General features: G+C 32.3%; 27 protein-coding genes. 19 read left to right on the top strand and 8 right to left on the bottom strand.

The genetic code is table 11. The features are described 5' to 3' along the window. Nucleotides 1-30: 30 nt before the first annotated feature. The 5 genes from Q4548_RS03250 to Q4548_RS03230 form a co-directional block, all read right to left on the bottom strand. Nucleotides 31-660 (bottom strand): phosphoribosylanthranilate isomerase, encoded by a 630-nt coding sequence (locus Q4548_RS03250; protein ID WP_303451467.1) that lies wholly within the window; start codon nt 658-660, stop codon nt 31-33. A gap of 69 nt (nt 661-729) precedes the next feature. After that, nucleotides 730-1,512, bottom strand: coding sequence for an indole-3-glycerol phosphate synthase TrpC (trpC, locus tag Q4548_RS03245; protein ID WP_303451464.1), 783 nt, complete (start codon nt 1,510-1,512; stop codon nt 730-732). 64 nt (nt 1,513-1,576) lie between these two features. Continuing rightward, the gene (trpD, locus tag Q4548_RS03240; protein ID WP_303451462.1) at nt 1,577-2,566 is read right to left on the bottom strand and encodes an anthranilate phosphoribosyltransferase; all 990 of its coding nucleotides are present in this window, start codon (nt 2,564-2,566) and stop codon (nt 1,577-1,579) included. Between the two features lie 61 nt (nt 2,567-2,627). Further along, nucleotides 2,628-3,206, bottom strand: coding sequence for an aminodeoxychorismate/anthranilate synthase component II (locus Q4548_RS03235; protein WP_303451459.1), 579 nt, complete (start codon nt 3,204-3,206; stop codon nt 2,628-2,630). A gap of 100 nt (nt 3,207-3,306) precedes the next feature. Continuing rightward, nucleotides 3,307-4,701: an anthranilate synthase component I family protein gene (locus Q4548_RS03230; RefSeq protein WP_303451456.1), complete on the bottom strand. Its 1,395-nt coding sequence runs from the start codon at nt 4,699-4,701 to the stop codon at nt 3,307-3,309. A gap of 263 nt (nt 4,702-4,964) precedes the next feature. Here Q4548_RS03230 and Q4548_RS03225 point away from each other — a divergent pair, with 263 nt between their 5' ends. Beyond that, complete coding sequence (locus tag Q4548_RS03225) at nt 4,965-5,345, top strand: DUF805 domain-containing protein (protein WP_303451453.1); 381 nt, start codon at nt 4,965-4,967, stop codon at nt 5,343-5,345. A 77-nt stretch (nt 5,346-5,422) separates the two neighbouring features. Further along, nucleotides 5,423-5,782 (top strand): DUF805 domain-containing protein, encoded by a 360-nt coding sequence (locus Q4548_RS03220; RefSeq protein ID WP_303451450.1) that lies wholly within the window; start codon nt 5,423-5,425, stop codon nt 5,780-5,782. A 46-nt stretch (nt 5,783-5,828) separates the two neighbouring features. Here the strand turns inward: Q4548_RS03220 and Q4548_RS03215 are convergent, their stop codons facing one another. Next, nucleotides 5,829-6,578: an RDD family protein gene (locus Q4548_RS03215; protein ID WP_303451448.1), complete on the bottom strand. Its 750-nt coding sequence runs from the start codon at nt 6,576-6,578 to the stop codon at nt 5,829-5,831. Nucleotides 6,579-6,601: 23 nt separating this feature from the next. On the opposite strand from Q4548_RS03215, the gene Q4548_RS03210 reads away from it, so the two are divergent. The 10 genes from Q4548_RS03210 (at nt 6,602) to Q4548_RS03165 (ending at nt 17,339) form a co-directional block, all read left to right on the top strand. Further along, nucleotides 6,602-7,579, top strand: a complete 978-nt coding sequence (locus Q4548_RS03210) for a stage II sporulation protein M (RefSeq protein WP_303451445.1) — start codon at nt 6,602-6,604, stop codon at nt 7,577-7,579. Nucleotides 7,580-7,623: 44 nt separating this feature from the next. Next, nucleotides 7,624-8,286 (top strand): hypothetical protein, encoded by a 663-nt coding sequence (locus Q4548_RS03205; protein ID WP_303451442.1) that lies wholly within the window; start codon nt 7,624-7,626, stop codon nt 8,284-8,286. After that, nucleotides 8,287-9,576 (top strand): DUF4350 domain-containing protein, encoded by a 1,290-nt coding sequence (locus Q4548_RS03200; RefSeq protein WP_303451439.1) that lies wholly within the window; start codon nt 8,287-8,289, stop codon nt 9,574-9,576. After that, complete coding sequence (locus tag Q4548_RS03195; protein ID WP_303451437.1) at nt 9,564-10,538, top strand: MoxR family ATPase; 975 nt, start codon at nt 9,564-9,566, stop codon at nt 10,536-10,538. The genes Q4548_RS03200 and Q4548_RS03195 overlap by 13 nt, the downstream gene beginning before the upstream one ends. A 3-nt stretch (nt 10,539-10,541) precedes the next feature. Then, nucleotides 10,542-11,903, top strand: a complete 1,362-nt coding sequence (locus Q4548_RS03190; RefSeq protein WP_303451434.1) for a DUF58 domain-containing protein — start codon at nt 10,542-10,544, stop codon at nt 11,901-11,903. Nucleotides 11,904-11,910: 7 nt separating this feature from the next. Next, complete coding sequence (locus tag Q4548_RS03185) at nt 11,911-13,959, top strand: M3 family metallopeptidase (protein ID WP_303451431.1); 2,049 nt, start codon at nt 11,911-11,913, stop codon at nt 13,957-13,959. A gap of 135 nt (nt 13,960-14,094) precedes the next feature. Beyond that, a complete protein-coding gene (locus Q4548_RS03180) occupies nt 14,095-14,772 on the top strand; it encodes a response regulator transcription factor (RefSeq protein WP_303451430.1) in 678 nt (225 codons plus the stop codon). Beyond that, a complete protein-coding gene (locus tag Q4548_RS03175; protein WP_303451427.1) occupies nt 14,769-16,058 on the top strand; it encodes a HAMP domain-containing sensor histidine kinase in 1,290 nt (429 codons plus the stop codon). Before Q4548_RS03180 ends, Q4548_RS03175 begins: the two co-directional genes overlap by 4 nt. Nucleotides 16,059-16,119: 61 nt before the next feature. After that, nucleotides 16,120-16,563 carry a PepSY-like domain-containing protein gene (locus Q4548_RS03170; RefSeq protein WP_303451424.1) on the top strand — a complete coding sequence of 148 codons (444 nt, stop codon included), beginning with the start codon at nt 16,120-16,122 and terminating at the stop codon, nt 16,561-16,563. A gap of 5 nt (nt 16,564-16,568) precedes the next feature. Continuing rightward, nucleotides 16,569-17,339, top strand: coding sequence for a DUF2490 domain-containing protein (locus Q4548_RS03165; protein ID WP_303451419.1), 771 nt, complete (start codon nt 16,569-16,571; stop codon nt 17,337-17,339). 184 nt (nt 17,340-17,523) lie between these two features. On the opposite strand, the gene Q4548_RS03160 is transcribed toward Q4548_RS03165, so the two are convergent. Continuing rightward, nucleotides 17,524-18,678 carry an agmatine/peptidylarginine deiminase gene (locus Q4548_RS03160; protein WP_303451416.1) on the bottom strand — a complete coding sequence of 385 codons (1,155 nt, stop codon included), beginning with the start codon at nt 18,676-18,678 and terminating at the stop codon, nt 17,524-17,526. Between the two features lie 226 nt (nt 18,679-18,904). Here Q4548_RS03160 and Q4548_RS03155 point away from each other — a divergent pair, with 226 nt between their 5' ends. The 7 genes from Q4548_RS03155 (at nt 18,905) to Q4548_RS03125 (ending at nt 24,095) form a co-directional block, all read left to right on the top strand. Beyond that, nucleotides 18,905-19,324, top strand: a complete 420-nt coding sequence (locus tag Q4548_RS03155; RefSeq protein ID WP_303451413.1) for a DUF6146 family protein — start codon at nt 18,905-18,907, stop codon at nt 19,322-19,324. 71 nt (nt 19,325-19,395) lie between these two features. Then, on the top strand, nt 19,396-20,022 hold the full coding sequence (locus Q4548_RS03150; RefSeq protein WP_303451410.1) for a type II CAAX prenyl endopeptidase Rce1 family protein: 627 nt from the start codon (nt 19,396-19,398) through the stop codon (nt 20,020-20,022). 118 nt (nt 20,023-20,140) lie between these two features. Continuing rightward, complete coding sequence (lpdA, locus tag Q4548_RS03145; RefSeq protein ID WP_303451407.1) at nt 20,141-21,544, top strand: dihydrolipoyl dehydrogenase; 1,404 nt, start codon at nt 20,141-20,143, stop codon at nt 21,542-21,544. Nucleotides 21,545-21,657: 113 nt separating this feature from the next. After that, entirely contained in the window at nt 21,658-22,713 is a 1,056-nt protein-coding gene (locus tag Q4548_RS03140; RefSeq protein ID WP_303451404.1) for a hypothetical protein, read from the top strand. A 3-nt stretch (nt 22,714-22,716) separates the two neighbouring features. Then, nucleotides 22,717-22,941 carry a CDGSH iron-sulfur domain-containing protein gene (locus Q4548_RS03135; RefSeq protein WP_303451401.1) on the top strand — a complete coding sequence of 75 codons (225 nt, stop codon included), beginning with the start codon at nt 22,717-22,719 and terminating at the stop codon, nt 22,939-22,941. 97 nt (nt 22,942-23,038) lie between these two features. Further along, nucleotides 23,039-23,737, top strand: coding sequence for a hypothetical protein (locus Q4548_RS03130; protein WP_303451398.1), 699 nt, complete (start codon nt 23,039-23,041; stop codon nt 23,735-23,737). Between the two features lie 148 nt (nt 23,738-23,885). Further along, nucleotides 23,886-24,095 (top strand): CDGSH iron-sulfur domain-containing protein, encoded by a 210-nt coding sequence (locus Q4548_RS03125; RefSeq protein ID WP_303451395.1) that lies wholly within the window; start codon nt 23,886-23,888, stop codon nt 24,093-24,095. A gap of 91 nt (nt 24,096-24,186) precedes the next feature. On the opposite strand, the gene Q4548_RS03120 is transcribed toward Q4548_RS03125, so the two are convergent. After that, nucleotides 24,187-26,064 (bottom strand): hypothetical protein, encoded by a 1,878-nt coding sequence (locus tag Q4548_RS03120; protein WP_303451392.1) that lies wholly within the window; start codon nt 26,062-26,064, stop codon nt 24,187-24,189. Between the last annotated feature and the right edge of the window lie 68 nt (nt 26,065-26,132).

Here is a 26,132-nt window from a genome sequence, read left to right as displayed (position 1 = left end):
ATTTATTTGATTATTTATCAGTATTCTCGACTACGCTCGAATACCTTTAATTTCTTTAAAAAATTGCTGCAACAAAGCGATATCTTTCACAGCGGGTTCTGTTTCAAACTTACTATTGATATCCAACGCATAGATTGGCAAATCCGTCTGTAAAATTTCTTTCACTTTTTCAACCTCATCTACTCCAATTCCGCCACTTAAAATAAAAGGTTTTTTGGATGAATAGTTTTTTAACACCGACCAATCAAACGTATAACCATTCCCTCCTTTATCTTTTCCTTTGGTATCAAAAAGAAAGCAATCTACAAAGGGTTCGTAGTTTTCTAATACAGAAAAATCAAACTCATCCTTAATTGAAAAGACTTTAAATAACTCAATATTCAAATCGTAACTATTCAATTCCTGACAAAAAGCCACCGACTCAGTTCCGTGAAGTTGCACTGCTTTGAAAGCGTACTTATTTACCTTTTCTATAATAAAATCTATGGATGCATTGACGAATACTCCCGTTTTCTTGATCTTTTCGTCAATCTCAGGAATCTCACCTTCAAAATTACGTGGTGATTTTGGATAGAATATAAAACCCATATAATCTGGCTGCAAAGCTGCTACTGCTTTGATATTCTCTGCATCCCTCATTCCACAAACTTTGATTTTCATATTTTTCGGTATCTGGTTTCTGGTATCTAAATAATTCTTGATACTAAGTACTAGCTAGTTGATACTATGTTACATTTGTCCAATAAACTCTTTACAAGCCTCTCCTGGATTTGCTGTCTTCATAAAATTTTCTCCAATTAAAAACCCTTGAAAACCGTATTGTTTCAATCCCATAATAATTTTAGGATCACTAATTCCACTCTCCGAAACTTTGATACAGCTGTCTGGAATCTTAGAAGACAATTCTATTGAATGTTCTAAATCTACCTTAAACGTATTTAAATTCCTGTTGTTGATTCCTATAATTTTATCGTTGGCATCTATCTTATCCAATTCTTCTTGGGTATGAATTTCATACAACACATCCATCCCTAAATCTGTAGCCAATTGACCGTAGTTTTTCAATTCTTCTTTGGTCAAACAAGCCGCTATCAATAAAATAACATCTGCACCAATAGCTTTAGCTTCCACAATCTGAAAACCATCCACAATAAAATCTTTTCTAAGAATTGGTTTTACGTCATTAATACTTCTAGCTTTCATCAAATCTACCATGGTTCCACCAAAAAAATGAGTATCCGTTAAAATAGACTGAGCAGCAACATTGGCATCTAAATAACCATTTGTTACTTCTAGAATATCTGCTTTGTCGTTGATAATGCCTTTGGATGGAGATTGTCTTTTGAACTCTGCAATAATTCCTGTCGATCCAACTTCTAACAAAGATTTTTTTAAAGAAAGTGGTGTTCTTTTAAAATTAGGGCTTTCCACCAATTTTTTAATTTGAACTTCCGCTTTTATCTTAGCGACTTCCTTTTTTTTATATGCTACTATTTTTTCTAAAATTGTCATGTTTCAATTACGAATTTTCAGTTACGAATTTGCTTTATTTCCATTCGTTATGCTTATTTTTCACTTATAGCTCAATCAATGTCTTTAAACATTCTTTGGCTTTTCCACCCATCAAACTATCTTTTGCTTTGTGAAAAGCTTCTTTAAAAGAAACATTAGGATCTATAGTTCTTAATGCAAAAGCAGCATTCGTTAACACTACATTGTTCTGAGCTTTTGTTCCTTTTCCATCTAAAATAGTAGTAAAAATAGTTGCTGCTTCAGGCACTGTATTTCCACCATAAATATCGGACTGTTTGATTTGTCTCAAGCCAAAATCTGTTGGTTTTAATATTTGCTCATCTGTTTTGGTGTATATTTTAAAAGGACCTGTTAATGAAATTTCATCATAACCATCCAATGCGTGTACTACCGCAAAATTCTCAGACGTTTTGCTTAAGATTTCTTTGTACAATCTACCTACTTGCAGATTAAAAACACCTACCAACTGATTTTGTGGCATACTAGGATTTACCAAAGGTCCTAACATATTAAAAAACGTTTTAACTCCTAATTCTTTTCTAACAGGACCTACAGCGGCCATTGCTGGATGAAATAGTGGAGCATGCAAAAAACAAATATTTGCTTTGTCTAACTGTGTTTTTAAAGCACTCTCTTCGTTGGTAAATTGATATCCTAAATGCTCTAACATATTAGACGAACCCGATGCTGAAGACACACCGTAATTTCCATGCTTTGCTACTTTATTTCCTGTTCCTGCAACCACAAAAGAAGTTAGTGTAGAAATGTTGAATGTGTTTTTTCCGTCTCCTCCTGTTCCACACAAATCAATGGTATTGAACTCTGACAAATTTACTTTCAAAGCCAATTCTAACAACGCTTCTCTAAAACCAGCCAATTCTGCAACTGTAATAGGTCGCATCAAAAAGATGGTTACAAAAGATGCAATTTGAGAATGATTAAAATCCCCATTTGCAATCTTCATCAAAACCTCTTTAGCCTCTTGTTGACTTAGTTTTTCATGCTCAAATAATCTGGATAATAGTTGTTTCATAAATTCTTATAGCTTTTGGCTCCTGACTATTAACTATTTATTGGCTAACAGCTAAAGTCTATTATCTTTTTGCGTTTTCTATAAATTCTCTAACCATCGATTCTCCGTCTGGAGTTAAAATAGACTCTGGATGGAATTGTACTGCACTAATGTTGAATTCTTTATGTTGAATGGCCATTACTCCACCTTCTTCATCTACACATGTTATTTTCAATTCCTTTGGCATTGTGTTCACATCAGCAATCCAAGAATGATATCTTGCAGCGGTAAAAAGCTTTGGTAAATGTTTAAAAATGATTGCGTTTTCATCAATTACTTCCATTTCTGTGGCTACCCCATGAAACACATTATCCATGTTCATGATTTTCCCACCAAAAACTTCTGTAATTGCCTGCAAACCTAAACACACTCCAAAAATGGGTTTCTTTCCAGCATACTCCGCAATAACTTCCTTTAAAATTCCCGCTTCATCAGGAATTCCAGGTCCTGGAGACAACATAATCAAATCGTATTCTCCAACCACTTCTAATGGAATTTCATCGTTTCTAAAAACATCTGGAGTTTCTCCTGTAATTTCTTCTACCATATGCACTAGGTTGTAGGTAAAAGAATCGTAGTTGTCTATTATTAATATTTTCATATCTCTTAGTATCAGGTATCTAGTATCGGGTATCTAGTATCTTATTTTAAGGCCATAAGCCATTATCTTGACACTTGCTACCTGTCACCAGACACTAAATTTATATTTTCTCTGCCAACACTAAAGCTTTCTTTAACGCAGCTAATTTGTTATTTACTTCTTGCAACTCTCCTTCTTCTGTAGAATCAATTACAATACCTGCTCCTGCTTGGTAATACAGCGTATTGTTTTTACTTACAAAAGATCTAATTGCAATGGCTAAATTCACCTCTCCTGTTAAACCAATCACACCCACAGCACCACCATAAAAACCTCTACTTTGAGATTCGTAAGTGTCTATCAATTGCATCGCTTTGTATTTTGGAGCACCACTCAAGGTACCCGCTGGAAATGTATCTCCAACTATTTTTAATGGGTTTCCTTTAATATTACCATCTACTGTAGAAACCAAATGGATTACGTGGCTAAAATACTGTACTTCTTTAAAAACTTCAACCGTTACATTGTCGGCATGTTTGCTTAAATCATTACGAGCTAAATCTACCAACATTACGTGTTCTGCGGTCTCTTTTTTGTCGTTTGATAATTTTTCTCCTAACAAATGATCTTCTTTTGCATTTCCTGTTCTTCTGAACGTTCCTGCTATAGGGTTGATAGTAGCTACTCCTTTCTGAACTTTGATTTGTGCCTCTGGAGATGATCCCATCAAACGGAAACTACCATAATCAAAATAAAATAAATATGGTGACGGATTGATTGATCGCAATGCTCTGTACAAATTAAAATCGTCTCCTTTGTATTTTTGTTGGTATTGTCTAGACAACACAATTTGGAAAACATCTCCTCGCTTGCAATGGGCTTTTCCTTTTCTTACATATTCTTTAAATTCCTCGTCTGTACAAGAAGAGGTCTCGCTATCTTCTAAATAAGAAAACTGCTGCGTTTGATAAGTTGGATTGTTTACAATAGTGATAATTTCATCAATATTAGATTCTTCACCATCAGGCACATTTTCTATCACAATCATTTCATCGTTAAAATGATTGATCGCAATTACATACCTAAAAAAACTATAATGTAAAAAAGGAATGGCAGATTCTGCTTGTTTTGCATGCAATTTGATGTTTTCAAAATACTGAACGGCATCGTAAGTTGTGTAACCATACAATCCATTAAAAGACTTGTAAGCATCGGGAGAATCTGTTTGAATTAAATCAGAATAATACTGAAAAATTTCATGAAAATTTCTTTGCAAAGGTGCACTACTCAACAACTCATCTTTGTACATTAAATTCAACGAATCATTTTCCGCCATTATATGCACCAATGGATCTATTCCTAAAAAAGAATAACTATCCTCTTTGGAATGATAATCTGATCCCTCTAATAATACTGTATTTGCAAAACGATCTCTAAACCTCAAGTATAACGAAACAGGTGTTACCGTATCCGCCATCTGTTCCTTAATAACTGTCTTAAATTGTAATTTCTTCATTCGGTTTTATACACTATAAAAAAAGGCTTATCGTGAGATAAGCCTTTATATATTTATATTTTTAAAAATACACAATGATACTCACGCTTAATTACTAAGAGTGTACCACCACCAAATATTTTTTCTATCTAATTTCATTGACACAAATTTAGCATAGATTTTTGAATTTGCAAATAAATTATATTCTATTTGTCATGCCTATCAAAAACAATCTTCTATATTTTGTTTCCTTATATTTGCAACATCTAACCTTACAACATTCTATGGACTGGTATTTTAAAGTTTTAAAACAATATGCTAACTTTCATGGAAGAGCCAGAAGAAAAGAGTATTTCTATTTTTTAATCATCAACAAATTGATGTTTACGGGATTTCATAAAATAGGAGGTTTTTTAGAATTAGATGCTTTTAACTTTACTTTATTAGGTGAACCCTTTTATGCTAACTGGCTAGGTGTTCTTTACATTACTGCGGTTTTAATCCCTTCTATTGCTGTTGGTGCACGTAGAGTTCAAGACACTGGAAAACCAGGGCTGTATGGATTTTTATTCCCCTACTGTTTGTACTTACTTGTAAAAGAAGGCGATTTAGAAACAAACAAATACGGGAAAAATCCAAAAGAGTTATCCAACATCAATGGTTAAACTACAAAACTAACATTATACAACTTTTTTAAATGTTTTTTTAATTAGCTTTATGCTTAAAAATTAAACTATAAAAAATGAATTGGTATTTAAAAGTATTAAAACAGTACGTAGACTTTAACGGACGTGCTAGAAGAAAAGAATATTGGATGTTTGCGTTGTTCAACACTCTAATATCAATCCTATTAGGAGCCATAGGACCAGCTTTAGAATTTAACTACTTAAGCACTGTATACAGCTTGGCTATCTTATTGCCTTCTCTTTCTGTTGGTGTACGAAGAATGCACGATGTAGGAAAGTCTGGATGGTTTTTACTAATCCCTATATACAGCTTGATTTTAGCTTGTACAAATGGAGACGAGGGTTCAAATGAATACGGACCCGATCCTAAAAACCCAACAGACGAATTAGAAGAAATAGGAATTTCAGAAGCTTAAAACATACAAAAACCTCTTTTATATTTTAAAAGAGGTTTTTTATTGCTTACATATTTTGAGTGTAGTGATTGTAATCTTTAATAATTACATCTAAAAACTGAACCATAGAATGTTCCTCTACAGGTTCTTGACCAATTACCACAACTACTTTGTTTTTCAGTTTTAGCAACAATTCTTCATCATTTTTACGTTTTGCTTTCAGGTAATTTTCTTTGATGATTCGAACATCATTGTCTGACAATTTCACAACCGATGTATACGTAGGCTGATAGTTGTTTTCTAAATTTTCTTCTAAAATAGTATGACTAATATCTACTTTATTCCTCAAACTCACCACTGCAGTTCCAGAAGCAAGACCTCCCAGTCGTTGTCCTTTAGAAGAACTACCAATAGAAATTAAAGCCACAAAGCCCGAAAACATATTTACATCTACAATACGCATTACCCAACGAATAAAAAAATCAATAAAGCTGGTTTGATAACCATCAATTTTTAAGACTTTTAATTTCATTAATTTTTTCCCCACAGTTTGTCCGCCCAACAAAGTTTCTAAAGTTAACGTGTAAAAAATTACGGGAATTCCTAAAACAATAACAACCGCCATGATAGACCAAGTATCTAAACTTTCAAAATACTTGCCTAGGTTTAAAATTCCTAACAACAAATACATCAAAATCCCAATGTAGGCTGACTTTATCATGCTATCAATAAACCAAGCAAAAATACGATGATTCAACTCCGCCGATTTAAAATCTAAGTTTACATTTTGAGTTGTAGTAATTTGTATTTCTGCCATTTAATCGTGTAATTTGTTACTCTATGAGAGAGGTTGCATTTATCAAACAAAATAAAGAAAAATGGTTGCGTTTTGAAAGCGCAATACAAGAAAAAAACATTAGCAACCCAGAAGAGCTTTCCAAACTCTATTTACACTTAATCAACGACTTGGCTTTTGCTCAGACATACTACACCAAAAGCAAATTGGTGGTTTACCTAAATCACCTAACCATCTTAGCTTTTCAAAAAATTTACAAATCTAGAAAAGAAGAAAAAAATAGAGTTTTGCACTTTTTTTTAATTGATGTTCCACTTATCCTTTACCGTTATAAAAAATACATTTACTTATCGTTTGCCATTTTTGGACTTTCTGTAGGTATTGGGGTGCTATCTGCTATTTTTGACGATAGTTTTATCCGCCTAATTTTATCTGATGGCTATGTAAACAAAACCTTAGAAAACATTAAAAATGGAAACCCAACTGCCGTTTACAATTCTGGAACCAATTGGGGAGGTTTTATTGGAATTACTTTTAACAATTTGTATGTAGGATTGAAAGCTTTTGCTTTTGGAATTACAGGTGGAATTGGAACTGCTTACGTACTATTGAGCAATGGAATTATGTTGGGCTCTTTTCAGTATCTTTTTGCCAAACACGGTGTATTTCTTCAAAGTTTGAAAGGAATTTGGATTCACGGTGCCATGGAAATATTTGCAATTGTAATAGAAGGTGCTGTAGGGTTGATGCTAGGTGCAAGTATTATTTTTCCTAAAACCTACAAACGAATTGATTCTTTTAAAAGAGGAATGAGAGATGGTATAAAAATTATGATTGCGACCTTTCCTTTTACCATTGCTGCAGGATTTCTTGAAGGATTTGTTTCTAGACACGGAAATGATATGCCTACAATTCTTGCTGCCATCATTATTTTAAGCACTCTTAGCCTTATTTCTTATTACTTTCTTATCTATCCAAATAAAATTGCACGTAAAATAACATCGGAATCTTTTGCTTTATGAACGTAAAAAACACCAAACATTTCTTTACGCTTTTACTGCTCTGGATGAATAGTTGTTTTTCTTGGGCTCAAGACACCATTCAGCAAACTGAAAGAATTAGCAGAAGTATTCCTGTTAATTTTAGAGAATCTTACACTGGTAAAGAATACATATATGTAGACCAAAAACCTCCTTTTATTTTATTGATAAAGCAATGGTTTAAAGAATTGCTCTATTCTTTTCTTCAACAATTGGGTATTGCCAAAAATGCCCTGTATTATGTAAAACTTATTTTTTATTGCTTTGTTACCATTGCAGCGGTGTACATTATAGCTCGTATGTTTTTTTACAAAGAAGGAACTTGGATTTTTAGAAAAAATAAGATCAACAATCCTCTTAGTTATCAGAGCGAAGTAGAAACTATTGAAACTTCTAATTTTGAAGTTTTAATTCAAAACGCAGTAAAAGAAGAAAACTATCGTCTTTCTGTAAAATTCCACCATTTATGGACTTTACAAAAACTATCTGAAAAAGGAATTATTGAATTGAGCAACCTAAAAACCACCATAGATTATCAACTAGAAACCGAAGAAACTCCCTATCACAAAAACTTTAAAAACGTTTCTTATTACTACACATATGTTTGGTATGGTGAATTTGCCATAGATGCAGATTCTCATCAACAGATAGCTACAAAATATCAACAATTCTTAAAAGACTTATCATAGATGAAGAAAAAAGGTTTTATCATTTTAGGAATTGTTTTGGTTGTTTTGACAATTGTATTGGAAAACATAACTCCTGAAAAAGTTATTTGGCAAAGAACTTATCATGAAAACGAAACAAATCCGTACGATTTAAAGGTCTTTTATGATCAACTTGATACGCTTTTTTATCAAAAAAAATTGGTGACTCTAAAAAATACATTTTATGAATTTACCGAAGAGGATCCAAGCATCAATTATCAACAAAACAATACATACATCAACATAGATGATGGTTTTTTTCCTGACAAAACTTCTGAAGACAAGCTGCTAGCATTTATTGGTAACGGAAATACAGCATTTATCAGTGCCAATCAGTTTTCTAGTTCGTTGTTAGACAGCCTAAAAATCGTCAAAAATTTTAAAGGCAAAAACCTTATGAAAACGGACTCACTAACATTGAGTTTCGTTCAAAAACCAGAATCACTTACCTACAAAGCAAAACTAAAATTTTATCAAAATTATTTTAAAGACAGTAGCAATATAAAAAGCTTGGGGGAAATTGCCTTTAAAAGCAACGACACTCTTTTTGAAAAAACTAATTTTATTGAAATTCCTTTTAAAAAAGGATTGGTTTATCTGCATACCCAACCTGAAATTTTTACCAATTATTATTTATTAGAAACATCTAATACAAAATACATCAATCAACTATTATCTTACATTCCTACCAAAGTTCCAAACTCAAATATAAACAACACACACACCGTTATACAAAACGGGTCCACTTCTACTTTTGTAGACAATAGTACCTTTATTTACTTTGAAAGTAACTACAAAACCGATGCAGATATTTCTAACAGTCCTTTACGTTTTATAAAAAAACAAAAAGAATTGTATTGGGCTTGGTGTCTTCTGTTAATAGGAGTTTTTTTGTTTTTCATCATCAATGCCAAAAGAAAACAACGCATTATTCCTATCCTTCCAAAAGTTAGAAACACAAGTATGGACTTTGTAGAAACCATCGCTTTACTTTATGAAGAAGCAGATAATTTTCAACCCATAGTACAACAAAAAATCCATATCTTTTTCAAGAACATAAGGCATACTTACAATATTGTTACCGACAAAACCAATCCAAAATTGGTAGAACAACTCAGTTTAAAATCTGGCTACGACAAACAAAAAACCAAAGAATTGATTCGTTTTATCAACGTTATCAAAACCCGAGAAACATCGTCTATTGAGTTGCTCACAAGACTTAACAAAGAAATAGAAGACTTTTATAAAAACACCAACGCATGGAAGAATTAGAATTTTCAAATAGAATTGATTTGACAGAGTTACATCAAGGCATCAACACCATCAAACAAGAAATATCCAAAGTAATTGTAGGTCAAAAAAACATGGTCAACTTACTTTTGACAGCTCTTTTGTGCGAAGGTCACGTGTTGATAGAAGGTGTTCCTGGAGTGGCAAAAACAGTTACTGCTAAATTGTTGGCAAAAACTTTACAAATTGATTTTCAAAGAATTCAATTTACACCCGATTTGATGCCTTCGGATGTTTTGGGAACTTCCATTTTTGATTTGAAAAAATCAGAATTTGAATTTAAAAAAGGACCTATTTTTTCCAACTTAATTTTGATTGACGAAATTAACCGAGCACCTGCCAAAACTCAAGCGGCTTTGTTTGAAGTAATGGAAGAAAGACAAATTACCATTGATGGTCACGAATTTCCTTTAGAAGCTCCATACATGGTAGTGGCTACGCAAAACCCAGTAGATCAAGAAGGAACTTATCGATTGCCAGAAGCACAATTGGATCGTTTTTTATTCAAAATCACAGTAGATTATCCTAATCTAAACGATGAAGTTGAAATCATCACTAGAGAACACCAAGCCAAAGAACCTAAAGTAGATTTGGTTTCTCAGAGCATTAACAAAGAACAAATTTTGGCTTATCAAGAATTGGCAAAACAAGTAATTGTAGAACCTAATTTGATAAAATACATAGCAGATATTGTTGTGAGCACTCGTAGCAATTCCTTTTTATATTTAGGAGCTTCCCCTAGAGCATCTATTGCATTGTTAAAAGCCTCTAAAGCTTTTGCAGCCATCAACGGTCGTGATTTTGTTACACCTGAAGACATTAAACAAGTAGCTGTACCTATTTTACAACACAGAGTAATTGTAACTCCTGAACGAGAAATGGAAGGAATTACCGCAGCACAAATTATTACAGACAGCATTCAATCTACCGAAATACCAAGCTAATTTATGCTACAAGAAACGTCTACAAATAGTTTGAAAAAAGGCTATCAAAGTATCTACCTCAGCAACTTGTTTTTTTACATTTTGTCTGGGCTGGTTGTACTATTTTCGCTTAGCTTTTTCATCAAAGAATTGTTTGTAATTAGTCAGCTACTAACTGCTGTTTTTGTAGGTGTTTTTGGTTTGGATGTTTTTATACTTTTCAGAGAAAAAAAGGGAATAGAAGCCAAACGCTGGGTTCCTGAAAAACTATCTAACGGAGATGACAACACCATCACTTTAGAAGTAAAAAACAAATATCCGATAGATGTAAACATTGAGATTATTGATGAAATTCCACATCAATTTCAAATTCGTAATTTCTCTATTCTACAAAAATTAAAGACCCAAACTTCTCAAGTTTTTACATACCAACTAAAACCTACCGAACGAGGAGAATACCACTTTGGAAAAACCCATATTTACACCTCTTCTGTTTTAAATTTAATTCTTAAAAAATATGCTATAGACAACAGCATGATGATAAAAACGTATCCGTCGTTTTTAAAACTCAAACAATTTGATTTGAAAACCATCAACAGCATGTCTTCCGCTTACGGAATAAAAAAAGTGCGTAGAATAGGAAATTCTTTTGAGTTTGAACAAATCAAAGAATACATTCAGGGAGATAATATTAGAGACATCAACTGGAAAGCTACTGCTAAAAAAAATCAATTGATGGTAAATCAATTTGTCGACGAAAAAGCCCAACAAGTATTTATGCTAATCGACAGAGGAAGAACTATGAAAATGCCTTTTGACGAATTGAGTTTGTTGGATTACGCTATCAACGCATCGTTGATTGTCAGCAATGTGGTGATTCAGAAACAAGACAAAGTAGGTTTGTTTTCGTTTTCAAAAAAGGTGAATGATTATGTAGGTTGCGAACGAAGAAATCATCAAATGGGTCTAATTTTAGAATCCTTGTACAATGTAAAAACCAATTACGAAGAAACCGATTTTGGTGTGTTGTACGGAGCGGTAAGACAAAATATTAGACAACGAAGTTTGTTACTTTTGTACACCAATTTTGACAGTATGGATGCTTTGGATAGACAAATGAACTATCTTAGAGCCATCAACAAAAGTCATTTGCTGATTGTTATCTTTTTTAAAAATGTTGAAGTTTTAGAATTGGCAAAACAAAAAACAACCTCTCAATCAGAAGTTGTAAAAAAAACAATAGCAGAAAAATTTATTTACGACAAAGAACAAATGGTCTTAGAATTGCACAAATACGGAATCAATTCCATATTAACCACTCCTAAAGAACTGACCATTGACACCATTAACCGATATATAGAAATAAAATCCAAAGGTTTAATTTAAGACATCTATGAACAATCCTTTATTACAAGAATTTAACACACCTTACACTACAGCTCCTTTTGAGCAAATTAAGAACGAACATTACCAACCTGCGTTTGAACAAGCCATCAAAGAATCTAAAGCAGAAATTGATGCAATTGTCAACAATTCTGAAGCTCCTACGTTTGAAAACACCATTGAAGCTTTGGATTTTTCAGGATACAAATTAAGTAGAATTTCTTCTATTTTCTTCAACTTAAATTCCGCAGAAACCAATGACGAAATGCAAAAAATTGCACAAGAGGTTTCTCCTATTTTAACAGCCTTTTCTAACGATGTAAGTTTGAATTTTGAATTGTTTGAACGTGTAAAAACTATTTACGAACAAAGAAATGAGCTAAAATTAACTGCTGAAGAATTGATGTTGCTAGAAAAAAAATACAAAGGTTTTTCTCGCAATGGTGCCAATTTAAACGACATTGACAAAGAAAAGCTAAGAGCAATAGACACTGAGCTTTCTAAATTATCTCTGACTTTTGGAGAAAATGTATTGGCAGAAACTCAGAATTACGAACTTCATATTACCGACAAAGAAAACTTAAGCGGATTGCCAGAAGGAGCAATAGAAGATGCTGCACAAACCGCCAAAAGCAAAAACAAAGAAGGATGGATTTTTACCTTAGACTATCCTAGCTACATTCCTTTTATGACCTATGCAGACAACAGAGAATTGCGTAAGGAACTGTCTATTGTGGCTGGTAAAAAAGGATTTCAAGACAATGAATACAATAATGAAGAAATTGTTTTGAAAATGGTAAAATTACGTGCCCAACGATCACAATTACTAGGCTATAAAAATCACGCTCATTTTGTGCTGGAAGAACGTATGGCAGAATCCGCAGAAAAAGTAACTACTTTCTTAGAAGATTTTTTAGAAAAAGCAAAACCAAAAGCTGTTGAACAATTCAACCAACTACAAGAATTTGCTACCAAAAAAGACGGAATCAAAATTTTGCAAAAATGGGATGGAGGTTATTACAGCGAAAAACTAAAACAGGAGTTGTTTGACTTTGACGAAGAAATTCTAAAACCTTATTTCCAATTAGAAAACGTTATTGACGGATCTTTTGAAATTGCAAAAAGATTGTACGGCTTGCATTTTAAGGAAGTAACCACAATTCAGAAATACCATCCAGATGTAAAAACCTATGAAGTTACCGATGAGAACGGAGATTTTATAGCGGTTTATTATGCAGATTTTCATCCAAGACCAGGTAAACGTAACGGTGCTTGGAAAACAGGATACAAAAGCCAATGGATAAAAGATGGAGAAAACTCTAGACCTCATATTTCTATTGTATGTAACTTTACCAAACCTACCGCTACCAAACCAAGTTTATTAACCTTTAACGAAGTCACAACTTTGTTTCACGAATTTGGACATGCTTTACACGGAATGTTAGCCAACACAACTTTTCCTAGTTTGTCAGGAACTTCTGTTTCTTGGGATTTTGTAGAATTGCCTAGCCAAGTAATGGAAAATTGGTGTTTTGAAAAAGAAGCATTAGAACTGTTTGCAAAACATTACAAAACAGGTGAAATCATCCCTATTGAGTTGATTGAAAAAATTAAAAAAGCCTCTAACTTTTTAGAAGGTTTACAAACATTTAGACAAGTAAGTTTTGGAATTCTAGACATGGCTTGGCATTCGCTCGGCGAAAGCGATTTGGCAGTAGGCAACTCAAAAATTAATGTAAAGGATTTTGAGACAGAAGCTTTTAAAAGCACACAATTATATCCTGATGTGGCAGAAAACTGTATGAGTACAGCATTCTCACACATTTTTCAAGGAGGGTATTCAGCAGGATATTATTCTTACAAATGGGCAGAGGTTTTAGATGCTGATGCTTTTGAATATTTTAAAGAAACAGGAATTTTTAACAAAGAAACAGCTAGTAAATTTAAAGATTTTGTTTTGAGCCAAGGAGGGACACAAAAACCGATGGAATTATACAAACAATTTAGAGGTCATGAACCAAAACCAGATGCTTTGTTAAAGAGAGCTGGGTTGTTGTAAAATATCATCATCAACAAATCAAAAAAGCTGAGTATCTTAATAGATATTCAGCTTTTTTCTTTTAGAAAATGTTTAAATTCACATCAGGTAAATTAATTCCCATTTCTTTCCCAATTTCAATCTGAACTTTAGTGTATGAAAATTTTAGTTATAGAAGACGAACCTCAACTATTACAAAACATCAAAGATTCTTTAGAAAAAGAACAGTTTTTGGTAGAAACTGCATCAGATTATTACACAGCCATAGACAAAATAGCTATTTATGAATACGACTGTGTTTTACTAGATATTATGCTACCCAACGGAAATGGTTTAAATATATTAAACAATCTTAAAAAAGAAGCTAAAGGTGAAAATGTGATTATTATTTCTGCTAAGGATGCTTTGGATGACAAACTAAAAGGATTATCATTAGGAGCCGATGATTATTTAACCAAACCTTTTCATTTGGCAGAATTAAATGCACGCGTAAAAGTTTTATTTCGAAGAAAAACTCTCAACGGAAAAGACAATATTACTTACGGAAATCTAAAATTAGAAATAGAAGACAGACTATTGTTTGTAAATCAAACCAATATACCTTTAAACCGAAAAGAATTTGATATTCTTAATTATTTCTTACTCAATAGAGATCGATTAATTACGCGAACTGCACTAGCAGAACACGTTTGGGGCGACCATATAGATCAGGTAGATAATTTTGATTTTGTATATTCTCAAATTAAAAATATCCGAAAAAAGCTACAAATATCTAAAGCAGATCTTAAAATTGAATCTGTATATGGAATTGGTTATAAAATAGTAGAAAAGTGAAACTTCTTAATCAATCCATCAAATATTTATCATCTTCTATACTGTTAATTATTACGCTATGGGCTGTTGTTTTTTATTTAAACATGCTCCAAGAAATTAAAGATAGTATTGATGAAGGATTAGAAAATCACAAACGTATAGTTATTCAAAACGCAAAAAAGGATCCTAGTATTTTAACCAAAAAATACTTTGACGAGAGCTTTTTTACCATTGAAGAAATTTCCTCTGAAAAAGCTTTATCGATCACTGATATTTACAGAGACACCATTCTTTACATGCAGGATTTTGACGATGAAGAACCCGAATTAGAACCTGTAAGAATGCTCACAAGTGCTTTTCAGATTCACAACAAATATTACTTGTTAAACATTGCCAACTCTATGGTAGAAGAAGATGATTTGGTTAAAGAATTGTTGTTTGACACCATTTGGCTTTATTTATTATTGGTCTTTTCTACTATTTTCATCAACAATGTGGTACTAAAAAAATTATGGGATCCTTTTTACAATCTACTCCATCAATTAAAAACATACAAATTAGAAAGTTCTCAAAAGCTACCTTCCGTAAATACTCAAACCAAAGAATTTTTAGATTTACAACAAGGAATTAATGATTTACTTGTACAAAATAGAACTGTATTTGAACAGCAAAAAGAATTTATAGGAAATGCCTCACACGAATTACAAACTCCTTTGGCTATTATAACCAGCAAACTAGAATTGTTATTAGAAAAAGAACAACTAAACACAGAACAAGCAAACACCATATCTGATGTTTTTCAAACTGTTCAACGTTTAATTCAACTCAACAAATCTTTATTATTACTTTCTAAAATAGACAACAAACATTTTTTCAACAATGTATCCGTTAACATTAACAAAGTTGTGAAAGAAAGTTTAGAGCAACTCAGTGATTTTTCAACCTATAAAAACATCAACATTACTTTTAACCAAAATGCTATTTTACGCAGTAATATGGATAGTTCTTTAGCACGTATTCTTATTACAAATCTTATTAAAAATGCTATCCTTCACAATGTAGATCATGGAGAGTTAAACATACTAATCAACTCTACTTCTTTTGAAATAGTTAACACGGGAATCAACAAAAGCCTGAAAGGTGATAAAATTTTTAATCGTTTTCATAAATCAAATGCTTTATCCGAAAATTCAGGACTAGGCTTAGCTATTGTAAAAGCTATTACAGACTTATACCATTACCAGATTCACTACAAATATGAAAACAACCTACATTGTTTTAAAGTAGATTTTCATCCCGTTCAGTAATTCCCAATTCTTTTCAAACTCTTCTATTTTCTTTGATGTATCATTTAAAAACATACATACAATGAAAAATGAAATCACATTAATTTTAGTCGTATTTTCTATGAGCTACACACAAGCACAAGACGTTTTTACAAGCAAAGTCCCTTCGGTAATTCTTAACAACTTTAATCTTAAGTACCCCAAAGCAAAAGATGTGGAATGGGAAAAGAAAGGGACTAATTATCAAGTAGAATTTGAACTCGGCTGGAATAAAGATCATGAAATTTGGTACACACCCACTGGTAAAATTGTAAAACACAAAGAAGACATTTCTAAAAACAAACTTCCTGACAAAGTACAAAACGTAATTAAAACCAATTTCAAAAATTATAGAGTGCACGATGTAGAACGCACCTCATCGCACAGCTATGTTGTTTACAAACTAGACCTTAATTCTTTACTAAATACCGATTGGGATTTGGTTCTAGATGAAAGTGGAAAAATATTAAGCAAAACCAGAGATTAGACATTATGAAAAATTTCAGAAAAACAATAATTATCTGTGTTTGTATTGCTATTTACAGCTCAATAGTAAATGCTCAAATTATTCCTCCAGGATTAGGGAAAGAAGTTAACACTGTTAGCTGGTTTGCTTTAGGTTTAAAACAGGATCTTAACAAAACAGTCAGTTCTACTACATATATTGGTCATAGTTCTTCTAGCAATTCGAGTAATTATAATCTTTATGATCATGATGCTCTTTATGTTGTTAATCAAGAGTTTTCCCATCATTTTAAAAATCATTGGAAATACAGTGGAGCTTTTAGATATAGTTGGCAAAACTTTTATGAAACATCTAATCCATATCGCAAAAAAGAATCACTATCTAGACAAGAGTTAAGGTTTTACGGTAGAATATATTACCTAACTAAGGTTAACAAAGTAGATCTTTCTTTTTCTTACAGACCAGAATATCGTTTATTTTATTTTTCTGATTTTAAACCCTATAAAGAATCTGCAGAATTTAGATCTAGATTTGCAGGAAAAGTAAGTGCGTTTATAAATCATCAAAAAACAAGAAAGTTAATTTTTGGAACTGAACTTTTGTTTACTACCGACAAAACTGACAAATGGAGTACATGGGAATATCATGATAGTCGATTTACACTCTACTATTCTATGCTATTTCCTGAGCAAAAATGTAGTTTTAACATTGGTTATATGAATGATTTAATAGGAAAAAAAATGAGTAACAATGTGCATTATCTAGCCGTTGACCTCACTTTTAAGAATTTATTTTAATCCCAAATACTAGTTAATTAAAAGAGCTATCTATCTACTGATATCCAGCTCTTTTATCACACATCTTTCAGTTTAAAATTTTTCAATATGATTAAGAAGTTGAAAACAGCCAATAATTGCATATTTAAACAAGATATCTGTAACAGGTACAAAATAAACAGCAACTAGTGTTAGCTTATCTACGCTATGATACTTTTTTCTTTTTCTTTGGTTTATTTATCGTTATACAGTGAAATCCACCACCAAATCTATTTAAGTCAACACAATCCAACATGACTATTTTTTTTCCAGGAAAAACATCTCTAAACCTGTTTTCTACTTCTAAATCTTTAGAAATAGCATCTTCACTTTTCATGTGTTGTGCATAGCTTGGCACAATAACTTTATGCCTGGTAACAATAAAGTTTAAATAACTATTAGACCTAACAAAACTCATGGTTCCGTTAAAGTTTTTAACTTCTTCTATTAGTAGTGGAGCCATGGGAACTCTAATTATATTTAAAGACTTCCCATCTTGATCCAAAGCATCTTTAAGGATCTTATAATTTTCTTCTAGCCGATCATTGGCTATTTTCATAATGGGATTAGAGTTTATTTCATTACGATTTACTTGGGCTAACAAAACAGTATTTGACGAAATAAATCTGCAAAAACCATCAATGTGACTACCAGCTCCATTGGTATATATATTATCAAATATCGGAGTATCTAATAACATTTCATCTTGTGGAAGTCCCTTTTTTAACCAAATTATTTTTTTTACTCCCAATTTTTTTTTCAGCTCTCTAGCAATGTCGTCTTTAGTGAGCGTTGGATTTATAGCTTCCTCGTGTTTTTCAATTAATATAGCTAGTCCTTTGCCATTTAGCTCCCTTGCTCCTCCAATGCCTATCATATTAGAAGCTCTCAATCTCTCTTTGGTTAAAGATTGATATTCGTAAGGGAAAATATTTTTATTGTAATATTTAAAACTTAACGTTTTGGTTTTTCCGCTTTCAGTCATTAAAAAAACAGGTCCAAAATCCCTAATCCAGATATTGTCATTAATTACAGATTCTAATTTGATACTATCCATGTTCACACCAAAAGCCTTAAGAGTATCATACAAACCTTCCTTTGGGGTTATCTTAGGAACGTATACCGTAACATGATTGTCTTCAGCTAAATTTTTAATAAAATTTAAATAAGTTTTTTTATGAATGTCAGACCAAACTAGTAGGTGAGATTCCGTTTCGTCAAAATCTGTAGTAGGTTGGTAGTCTTGATCAAAAAAGACAAAACACCAAATAAAGCTTACTGTCATTAACAGACAGACAAGCACAATTTTTATTGTTTTCATTTAAGGGTTTCCTCTTAAGCAGGAACAGTGCTAATTTAGATATAAATTTCATAAATAAATGCACTAACTACTAAAATGCATAACAAATGACAAAAAATAAATTGCTTAGAACAATACAATTGTTAATCTATACCATAAGAAATTCCTTTACTTTAGTTGTCTTATTTTTTTCTTAACTCACTAATCAACAACTCTTTTTTTGTATTTTTAAACAAATCACATGAACATGAAATCTCTTTTATCAAAAGTTTTTTTTTCTTTTATAATTGCTGCCTCTATGGTTTATTGCAGCTCGACTAAAAACAATGTTGTTGATAAAAATATTCACTCAGAAACCGACACCATAAGAATTGTAAACGAGGAGGAGGAATACGAAATCATCATCATAGATCCTGGTTTTAACACTTGGCTCATCACCAACGCTAGACCACGAGGTTTTTACAGTCAATCTTACTTAGAAATTAAGAATCAAATCTACGTTAACAATTGGAATATTCGTGTTTTTCAGCCTACAAGATATAGTGGCGATTTGTATTGCATGAGAATAGATTACGACACCAGCATAAACTATGGTTACGAAGTAAATTATTTGTTATACAATTACTTTATGTACTTCCAGAAAAAATACCGTCAAAATCTGCGCTGATTTTGTTTCTAAAATCCAACCTCATACTCTAAGTTATCTCTCTTTTTTACGACCTAAGCAAAAACCACCAGATGTTAGCTAAAAAACATTTTACAGAACTTATAGTATTCTTTGTGATATTCCCCATATTTCTTGGACTTCCTGAATTTTCAGCTCAGTTAAAACTACAAATATCCATCATTCCTTTTGTTTATATTATTTACTTGAGCATCCGTTATAGAAGTTCATTATTTAAGAAAACCAAGCAAGTAAAACCTATTCAATTTTGGAAAAAAGTAGGAATTCGTTCTTTATTTATTTTTTCATCAACATTGCTATATATCCAATTCACCAATCCTGAGTTGTTGTTTACATCAATCACTACACAACCTACTTTATGGTTTAGAATGCTGTTGATTTACACCTTTTTATCCGTTATCCCTCAAGAGTACATCTACCGAGTTTTCTTTTTTTACAGGTATCGAAAAATCACTTATACACCACAATTATTTTATCTAATCAACGCTTTTATTTTTTCAATTGGTCATTTAATGTTTCACAACTGGCTGGTACTGCTCATGACTTTTATAGGAGGATATATTTTTGCTTATACCTATTCCAAAACAAAATCATGGTTTTGGGTAAGTGTAGAACATGCCATCTACGGAGGTTGGTTATTTACTGTAGGAATGGGAAAAATATTAGGCTTTCCTATTTAGAAAACAATTAAAAAATCAACAAATAGTAAAAAAACGTTTTTTAAAGAACTTCGACAAACAGACTTGCCCGCTTTTCTTTACTTTTGTTATACACAAAGTCAAATAAAAATATACTTTCATGAACAAGTACGACGTAACCGTGATCGGTTCTGGACCAGGAGGATATGTAGCAGCTATTCGTTGCGCACAATTAGGATTAAAAACTGCTATTATAGAAAAGTACAGCACCATGGGTGGTACTTGTTTAAATGTAGGATGTATTCCTTCTAAAGCTTTATTAGACTCTTCTCATCACTATCATGATGCGTTATCTCATTTTGACAAACATGGAATTGGTGTAGAAAACATCACTTTAGATTTTCCTAAAATGATTGAACGTAAAGGAGAAGTAGTTTCTCAAACTTCTGCGGGAATCAACTTTTTAATGGACAAAAACAAGATTGATGTTTATGAAGGTCGTGGAGAATTTTTTGACACAACACACATCAACATTCATAAAAACGATGGTTCTGTAGAAAAAATTGAATCTTCAAAAACCATTATTGCAACAGGATCTAAACCAGGATCTTTACCTTTTATCAATATTGATAAAGAAAGAGTGATTACTTCTACCGAAGCTTTAAAATTAAAAGAAGTGCCTAAACACTTAATTGTGATTGGTGGTGGAGTGATTGGATTGGAATTAGGACAAGTGTACAAACGTTTAGGTGCAGAAGTATCTGTGATAGAATACATGCCTAAAATTGTTCCAGGAATGGATGCTATGTTATCTAAAGAATTACAAAAATCTTTAAAGAAACAAGGCTTAAAATTCTTTGTAAGTCACAAAGTAACATCTGTAACCAATACGGGAGATGGAGTGAAAGTAACGGCTGACAATAAAAAAGGAGAAGAAGTTGTTTTTGAAGGAGATTACTCTTTAATTTCTGTAGGTCGTGTTCCTTTTACCAAAGGATTAGGATTGAACAATATTGGAATTAAAACGACTCAAAGAGGACAAATAGAAACCAACGATCACTTACAAACTAATATTGAAAATATTTACGCTATTGGTGATGTAGTAAAAGGTGCTATGTTGGCTCACAAAGCAGAAGAAGAAGGAACTATGGTTGCTGAATTGATTGCAGGTGAAAAACCACACATCAACTACAACTTGATTCCTGGAGTCGTATATACCTGGCCAGAAGTTGCCTCTGTTGGTAAAACGGAAGCACAGCTAAAAGAAGAAGGAATTTCTTACAAAACAGGTTCTTTTAACATGAGAGCTTTGGGTAGAGCAAGAGCTTCTATGGACACTGATGGTGTAATAAAAGTATTAGCAGATGCTACTACAGATGAAATTTTAGGAGTTCACATGATTGGTGCTCGTGCTGCAGATATGATTGCTGAGGCAGTTGTGGCTATGGAGTTTAGGGCATCCGCAGAAGATGTTGCAAGAATGTCTCATGCACACCCAACATATACAGAAGCAATTAAAGAAGCTTGTTTGGCTGCTACAGCAGATAGAGCTATTCACGCATAAAACACTTAAAATAGTTTAGATTTAAGCCTTTGACATAAATTTGTCAAGGGCTTTTTTTAATAAAAAATTAACCTAATTCCCTATCTTAATGTATATTTTAGCACGAAAAAAAAATGCTAAAAAAACTAACACTCCCTTTAATTACGTTCTTGGTTTTAACCTCTTGTAGTCCGTTAATTCGAAGTAATTTTGTAAAAAAATATCCTGCTTTAAAACCTACGGATTCCATTCAAGTTTTTGAACCCGAGGAACATTTCTCTAGAGATTATTCTAAAGATGAATTTCTTGGATCCATCAAAGTAGACGACAAAGGAACCACAACAAACTGTGGTTATGATAGAATGTTGCAAATCATCAAAGATTCTGCAAGAGCTAACGGAGGAAATCTTATTGGTATCAAGCAATATTACAAGCCTTCATTTTGGGGATCTAGCTGTCACAGATTTGCTGCTGATATTTTAAAAAGTGATGCATCACCTAGTGATTCTCTTGCTATTGATTATGCTAAAATGGTTAAAAATGCCAATTTATATCGTCACAAAGACACTGTTAAATATCCTTTGTTGATCAACTTTGTTGTTGGACCTGCCTTTAGAACGGGTGATTTAGATAAAAGTACTGAGTTTAGCAAAGCTATCTCTGAAATTATAAAAACAGGAACACAGTTTTCATTTAGTTCTTATTACAAATATTTAAAAAACTCAGGAATTGGTTTCAAATATACACATGCATATTATGGTGGTCAAATCAACAATGCTTTTATAGAATTTAACGATGGAAGACCGACTCAATATGGAACTTTAAACATAGATAGTTCTGTAAATTATTTTGCAGCAAGTCTCTTATCTAATTATAGCTTTGGAAACAAGAAAAATGAACTTTTAATAGATGTATCTCTTGGTTATTTTACTTATGAAGAAACCGTAAAATTAAATGCCGCCAACATCAGCTCAAATGGAGGTAATATTGGTTTTGACATGAATATTGGCTACAAAAGAATGCTGACTCAAAAATTTGGATTGGGGCTAAATCTTGGTCTTTTTGGTGGTAACATCACAAAATACCGCTTAAATGATGGCCAGAATAGTGAAACCATTGAACTAGATAAAGAAAATGCAATCAATTTATCAAACATAAATTTAGGAGTTCTTCTCAGTTATAAACTATAAACTTTGACACAAAAACCGATTCCCACTCCCAAAGCCTGTCATCTTACAAAAGACAAAACATACGCTTATTGTACATGTAACAAAAGTGAGGATAGGCCTTTTTGCGATGGTAATCATAAAGACACTGTTCGGAAACCTTTGCTGTTTAAAATTCCCGAAACTGAAATGATTTTTTTATGCACATGTGGAAGTACACAAAATGCTCCTTATTGCGATGGATCTCATTAAAAATAAACCTTTATTTTTTAGACAAGGTCTTTGCTACTAAGCAGAGACCTTTTTTTATATTTATCCAAGTTTTCAATTTCACTATAATCCTCCTAAAATGACACACACTGCATTTAAAAACATACTTTGGTTTGCTTTGTTATTTATAACACAAAACTCCATTGCTCAATACCATTCTGAAAACCGATTTTTTGTAGATGCCAATGTTGGAAGTACCTATAGAATTACTGGAGAACAAACAGCTTCTCAATTTCACAGAAAAACTACACAAACGGTTACCACTGGAATGCAATACAGTATTACTGGTTATTACAAACCTACGTTTTTTAAAAACACCCGTATAGGTCTTAAATATTTACAAAACAGAAATGAAGGAGAAGAGTATACAACACTTTTCATAACGGAAAATCAACCTGCTGAAGAAGGAATTTTAAAAAACAAATCGCAACTTCATTACCTTGCTATTAGCACTATTTCCTCTTTTACTTTTGGAAATGAAAAAAATGAACTTTTTTTTGAGCCTTCTGTCGGTTATTTTTATTTCCATCAAGAAATAGAAATTGACAGTAAACAAACCCTAAAAGGAGGAAATATAGGTTTTGCAACCACTTTAGGATATCTAAGAAAAATCTCTAATCGTTTTAGTTTGGGAATCAATTTTGGGTATTTGAATGCAAATTTGGAAACTTACACTTTAGAAAATGATACTACCCAACAAAAAGTTGAAGCAACTCCAAATGCTGCAATCGTTCTAAGTAGTTTTCACGGAGGGATGATAATGAGATATAAACTTTAAAACAACACAAAAATAATAGATGTATTGTTTGAAAGCAGTAAAAAAACACATAGATAACAATAAACTAATCAAAATTTAGTTCCTTAATTTATACGCTGTCTAAAATCATTTTTACTTAGTTTTATCTCACAACTAAAACAAATAATTTATGCCAATAGTAGAATTAGAAGAAGGAAAAAATTATTCTTATTGCACCTGTGGACACTCAGAAACCAAACCTTTTTGCGATGGTGCACATAAAGAAAAAGGAGGAGGATCTCCATTAAGATTTAAAGGAGAAAAGACAGGTGGTGTTGCACTTTGTGGTTGTGGAAAAAGCCAAAATAAACCTTATTGTGATGGAAGTCATAATTCATGAAAAAACAAAAGCCTCACTCTTATCACTAGTGAGGCTTTGAACTATATCAACGACATAGTTCCAAACAAAACCTAAACAAAAAATCATCTATTTAATCACAACCTAGCACTTGTTCTAGTGTGTTTTTTATTTTTTGCTGACTTATATAATTTGAATACAAGCCTTTATCAAAAGGTCTATCAGAAACTCCAAACATCACGTTTGTGCACTGAATATTATCATATTGACTGTCTCCCAAAGAACTTTCCATATGAAAAATTCTACTGATATAGCTATTGTCTTTTTGATCAATATAATCACCAAAATCATTTCCGTAACTACCTGGCTTTCTCCAATCTGGAGATACTAATTTGTTGTTTTCTCTATAACGTTTTAGTTGTAAAAAATTGGCCTGAAGTTCTCCGTCAACAGTTTCAAAAGGTATAAAATCATTGGTATATGCACTTTTGGTGATATTGTTATTAGGCTGTATGTACAAGATAACTTTACCTAACAAACCTTGCTCTTTGTCACCATTTTCATCCATAAAATAAAGTGTTTCTCCATCTACTATTTTAGACTCGTCAACCAAGTCTTCATTTTTAAAACCATTAGAACTATGATATCTTAATTTTTCTCCAAAATTTTCTTGCATCAATTCTATAATATTTCTCCACTTGGCATCTGCCATCCACTGTTGATATTCTTTCAACTCTGTCATGATAAAAAGTGGTTCGTGGTACGGATGTTCATCGCTCCAATTGGCTATATAAGCAATCCAATCTGCCAAAAAAATGGAATTTGGATTGTCTACAGAAAGGTCTACGGCATCTCCTGGTTCATCATGTCCTAACGTTAAAACTCCAATAGTTATCAAATTCATCTGAAGCTCTAATCCCTTTTGTAAAAAAAGATAATACCCTTTTGTTGCTGGAAAGACAGAAGCATTTGCTCCTGAAATCATATCCTCACTATTGCTATACTCAAAGACAAGGTTTGGTTTTTCTTGATCCATTACCAATTGTGCCCCAATTACATCTCCGTTAGCAGCATAACTATTAACATACAAATGATTTTCTTTGTGAACAGCCTGTACATTTCCTTTTAACAAATCTGAACTCCCTCTAACGCTTGACTCAACAGACCATGTTCCACTCGTAGTATTGATTTTATCAACCAAAAAACTAGCAACACTATTATCGCTATGTTGAAAAACATAAAGCACATCCTTTTGTACAAAGGGAGTCATTTTAACTCCAGCCACAACTGAAGACATTTGATACATTTCTTTTCCTAAAACAGCTTTAGTACCTTCAAAAGAAATTTCATTGATTATACTTTTGCTACTTGTGTTATCATATAGCATTATGTATGCTTTCTCTTTGAATACAAAGGTTGACAAACTAGCTTCTGCCATCTCCATTGTTGTAGAAAAAAGAAGTTCCAGTTTTGTATTCTCTATACGATACATTGTTAGTTTTTTACTAGAATCATGAAAGCTCATCAAATATTCTTTGTTTTCGAAAGTCAATGATGTAAAACTTCTAGCCCCGGATTCAAGCGTAGTTTCTAATACCAATTCAGACGCACCATCAATCAGTTTTTGTATTCTTAGTTCACCACTATTGTTTGTATAAGAAAGCAAATGAGAGGTTTCTTGAAGCTCAAAAACAGTATATACATCAGCAACTTCCGAAACTGAGATTTGCATTTTATTTTCAGTATTGTAAGTAAACAAATCAAACTCAAAAAAACGAAGTCCTTGTTCTAACTGTGTTTTAATTCCCTCGCGTTTCATTCCACTTAAATTTCCAGAATACGAATTGTGCGAGCCACTAAAGAAAAATTGACGGTAAATAGCCTTGGTAGAGTCTCTAGAAATAGTGTCTGGATCTTCTTTAGCAATAGCTGATGGTTGTCTTTCATCTTCCATACATCCATACATCATCAAGGTAAATAGTGTTGTTACTACTAAAATTACATTTTTCATTTTTATATTTTTTTCATCATTAAAGTCTAATTTTTGTAAAAACAAAGAAGAGGTTAATGACCTCTTCT

It is taken from the genome of Wenyingzhuangia sp. 2_MG-2023, from assembly GCF_030548295.1.
Classification (GTDB): Bacteria; Bacteroidota; Bacteroidia; order Flavobacteriales; family Flavobacteriaceae; genus Wenyingzhuangia.
Note: the sequence above shows the minus strand (reverse complement) of the source record. Positions and strands in the feature narration are given on the sequence as shown.

What these genes read in the sequence shown, in the direction of transcription:
- Q4548_RS03250 (WP_303451467.1), bottom strand. Translation starts at nt 660, where the DNA reads ATGAAAATCAAAGTTTGTGGAATGAGGGATGCAGAGAATATCAAAGCA.
- trpC (WP_303451464.1), bottom strand. Translation starts at nt 1,512, where the DNA reads ATGACAATTTTAGAAAAAATAGTAGCATATAAAAAAAAGGAAGTCGCT.
- trpD (WP_303451462.1), bottom strand. Translation starts at nt 2,566, where the DNA reads ATGAAACAACTATTATCCAGATTATTTGAGCATGAAAAACTAAGTCAA.
- Q4548_RS03235 (WP_303451459.1), bottom strand. Translation starts at nt 3,206, where the DNA reads ATGAAAATATTAATAATAGACAACTACGATTCTTTTACCTACAACCTA.
- Q4548_RS03230 (WP_303451456.1), bottom strand. Translation starts at nt 4,701, where the DNA reads ATGAAGAAATTACAATTTAAGACAGTTATTAAGGAACAGATGGCGGAT.
- Q4548_RS03225 (WP_303451453.1), top strand. Translation starts at nt 4,965, where the DNA reads ATGGACTGGTATTTTAAAGTTTTAAAACAATATGCTAACTTTCATGGA.
- Q4548_RS03220 (WP_303451450.1), top strand. Translation starts at nt 5,423, where the DNA reads ATGAATTGGTATTTAAAAGTATTAAAACAGTACGTAGACTTTAACGGA.
- Q4548_RS03215 (WP_303451448.1), bottom strand. Translation starts at nt 6,578, where the DNA reads ATGGCAGAAATACAAATTACTACAACTCAAAATGTAAACTTAGATTTT.
- Q4548_RS03210 (WP_303451445.1), top strand. Translation starts at nt 6,602, where the DNA reads ATGAGAGAGGTTGCATTTATCAAACAAAATAAAGAAAAATGGTTGCGT.
- Q4548_RS03205 (WP_303451442.1), top strand. Translation starts at nt 7,624, where the DNA reads ATGAATAGTTGTTTTTCTTGGGCTCAAGACACCATTCAGCAAACTGAA.
- Q4548_RS03200 (WP_303451439.1), top strand. Translation starts at nt 8,287, where the DNA reads ATGAAGAAAAAAGGTTTTATCATTTTAGGAATTGTTTTGGTTGTTTTG.
- Q4548_RS03195 (WP_303451437.1), top strand. Translation starts at nt 9,564, where the DNA reads ATGGAAGAATTAGAATTTTCAAATAGAATTGATTTGACAGAGTTACAT.
- Q4548_RS03190 (WP_303451434.1), top strand. Translation starts at nt 10,542, where the DNA reads ATGCTACAAGAAACGTCTACAAATAGTTTGAAAAAAGGCTATCAAAGT.
- Q4548_RS03185 (WP_303451431.1), top strand. Translation starts at nt 11,911, where the DNA reads ATGAACAATCCTTTATTACAAGAATTTAACACACCTTACACTACAGCT.
- Q4548_RS03180 (WP_303451430.1), top strand. Translation starts at nt 14,095, where the DNA reads ATGAAAATTTTAGTTATAGAAGACGAACCTCAACTATTACAAAACATC.
- Q4548_RS03170 (WP_303451424.1), top strand. Translation starts at nt 16,120, where the DNA reads ATGAAAAATGAAATCACATTAATTTTAGTCGTATTTTCTATGAGCTAC.
- Q4548_RS03165 (WP_303451419.1), top strand. Translation starts at nt 16,569, where the DNA reads ATGAAAAATTTCAGAAAAACAATAATTATCTGTGTTTGTATTGCTATT.
- Q4548_RS03160 (WP_303451416.1), bottom strand. Translation starts at nt 18,678, where the DNA reads ATGAAAACAATAAAAATTGTGCTTGTCTGTCTGTTAATGACAGTAAGC.
- Q4548_RS03155 (WP_303451413.1), top strand. Translation starts at nt 18,905, where the DNA reads ATGAAATCTCTTTTATCAAAAGTTTTTTTTTCTTTTATAATTGCTGCC.
- Q4548_RS03150 (WP_303451410.1), top strand. Translation starts at nt 19,396, where the DNA reads ATGTTAGCTAAAAAACATTTTACAGAACTTATAGTATTCTTTGTGATA.
- lpdA (WP_303451407.1), top strand. Translation starts at nt 20,141, where the DNA reads ATGAACAAGTACGACGTAACCGTGATCGGTTCTGGACCAGGAGGATAT.
- Q4548_RS03140 (WP_303451404.1), top strand. Translation starts at nt 21,658, where the DNA reads ATGCTAAAAAAACTAACACTCCCTTTAATTACGTTCTTGGTTTTAACC.
- Q4548_RS03130 (WP_303451398.1), top strand. Translation starts at nt 23,039, where the DNA reads ATGACACACACTGCATTTAAAAACATACTTTGGTTTGCTTTGTTATTT.
- Q4548_RS03125 (WP_303451395.1), top strand. Translation starts at nt 23,886, where the DNA reads ATGCCAATAGTAGAATTAGAAGAAGGAAAAAATTATTCTTATTGCACC.
- Q4548_RS03120 (WP_303451392.1), bottom strand. Translation starts at nt 26,064, where the DNA reads ATGAAAAATGTAATTTTAGTAGTAACAACACTATTTACCTTGATGATG.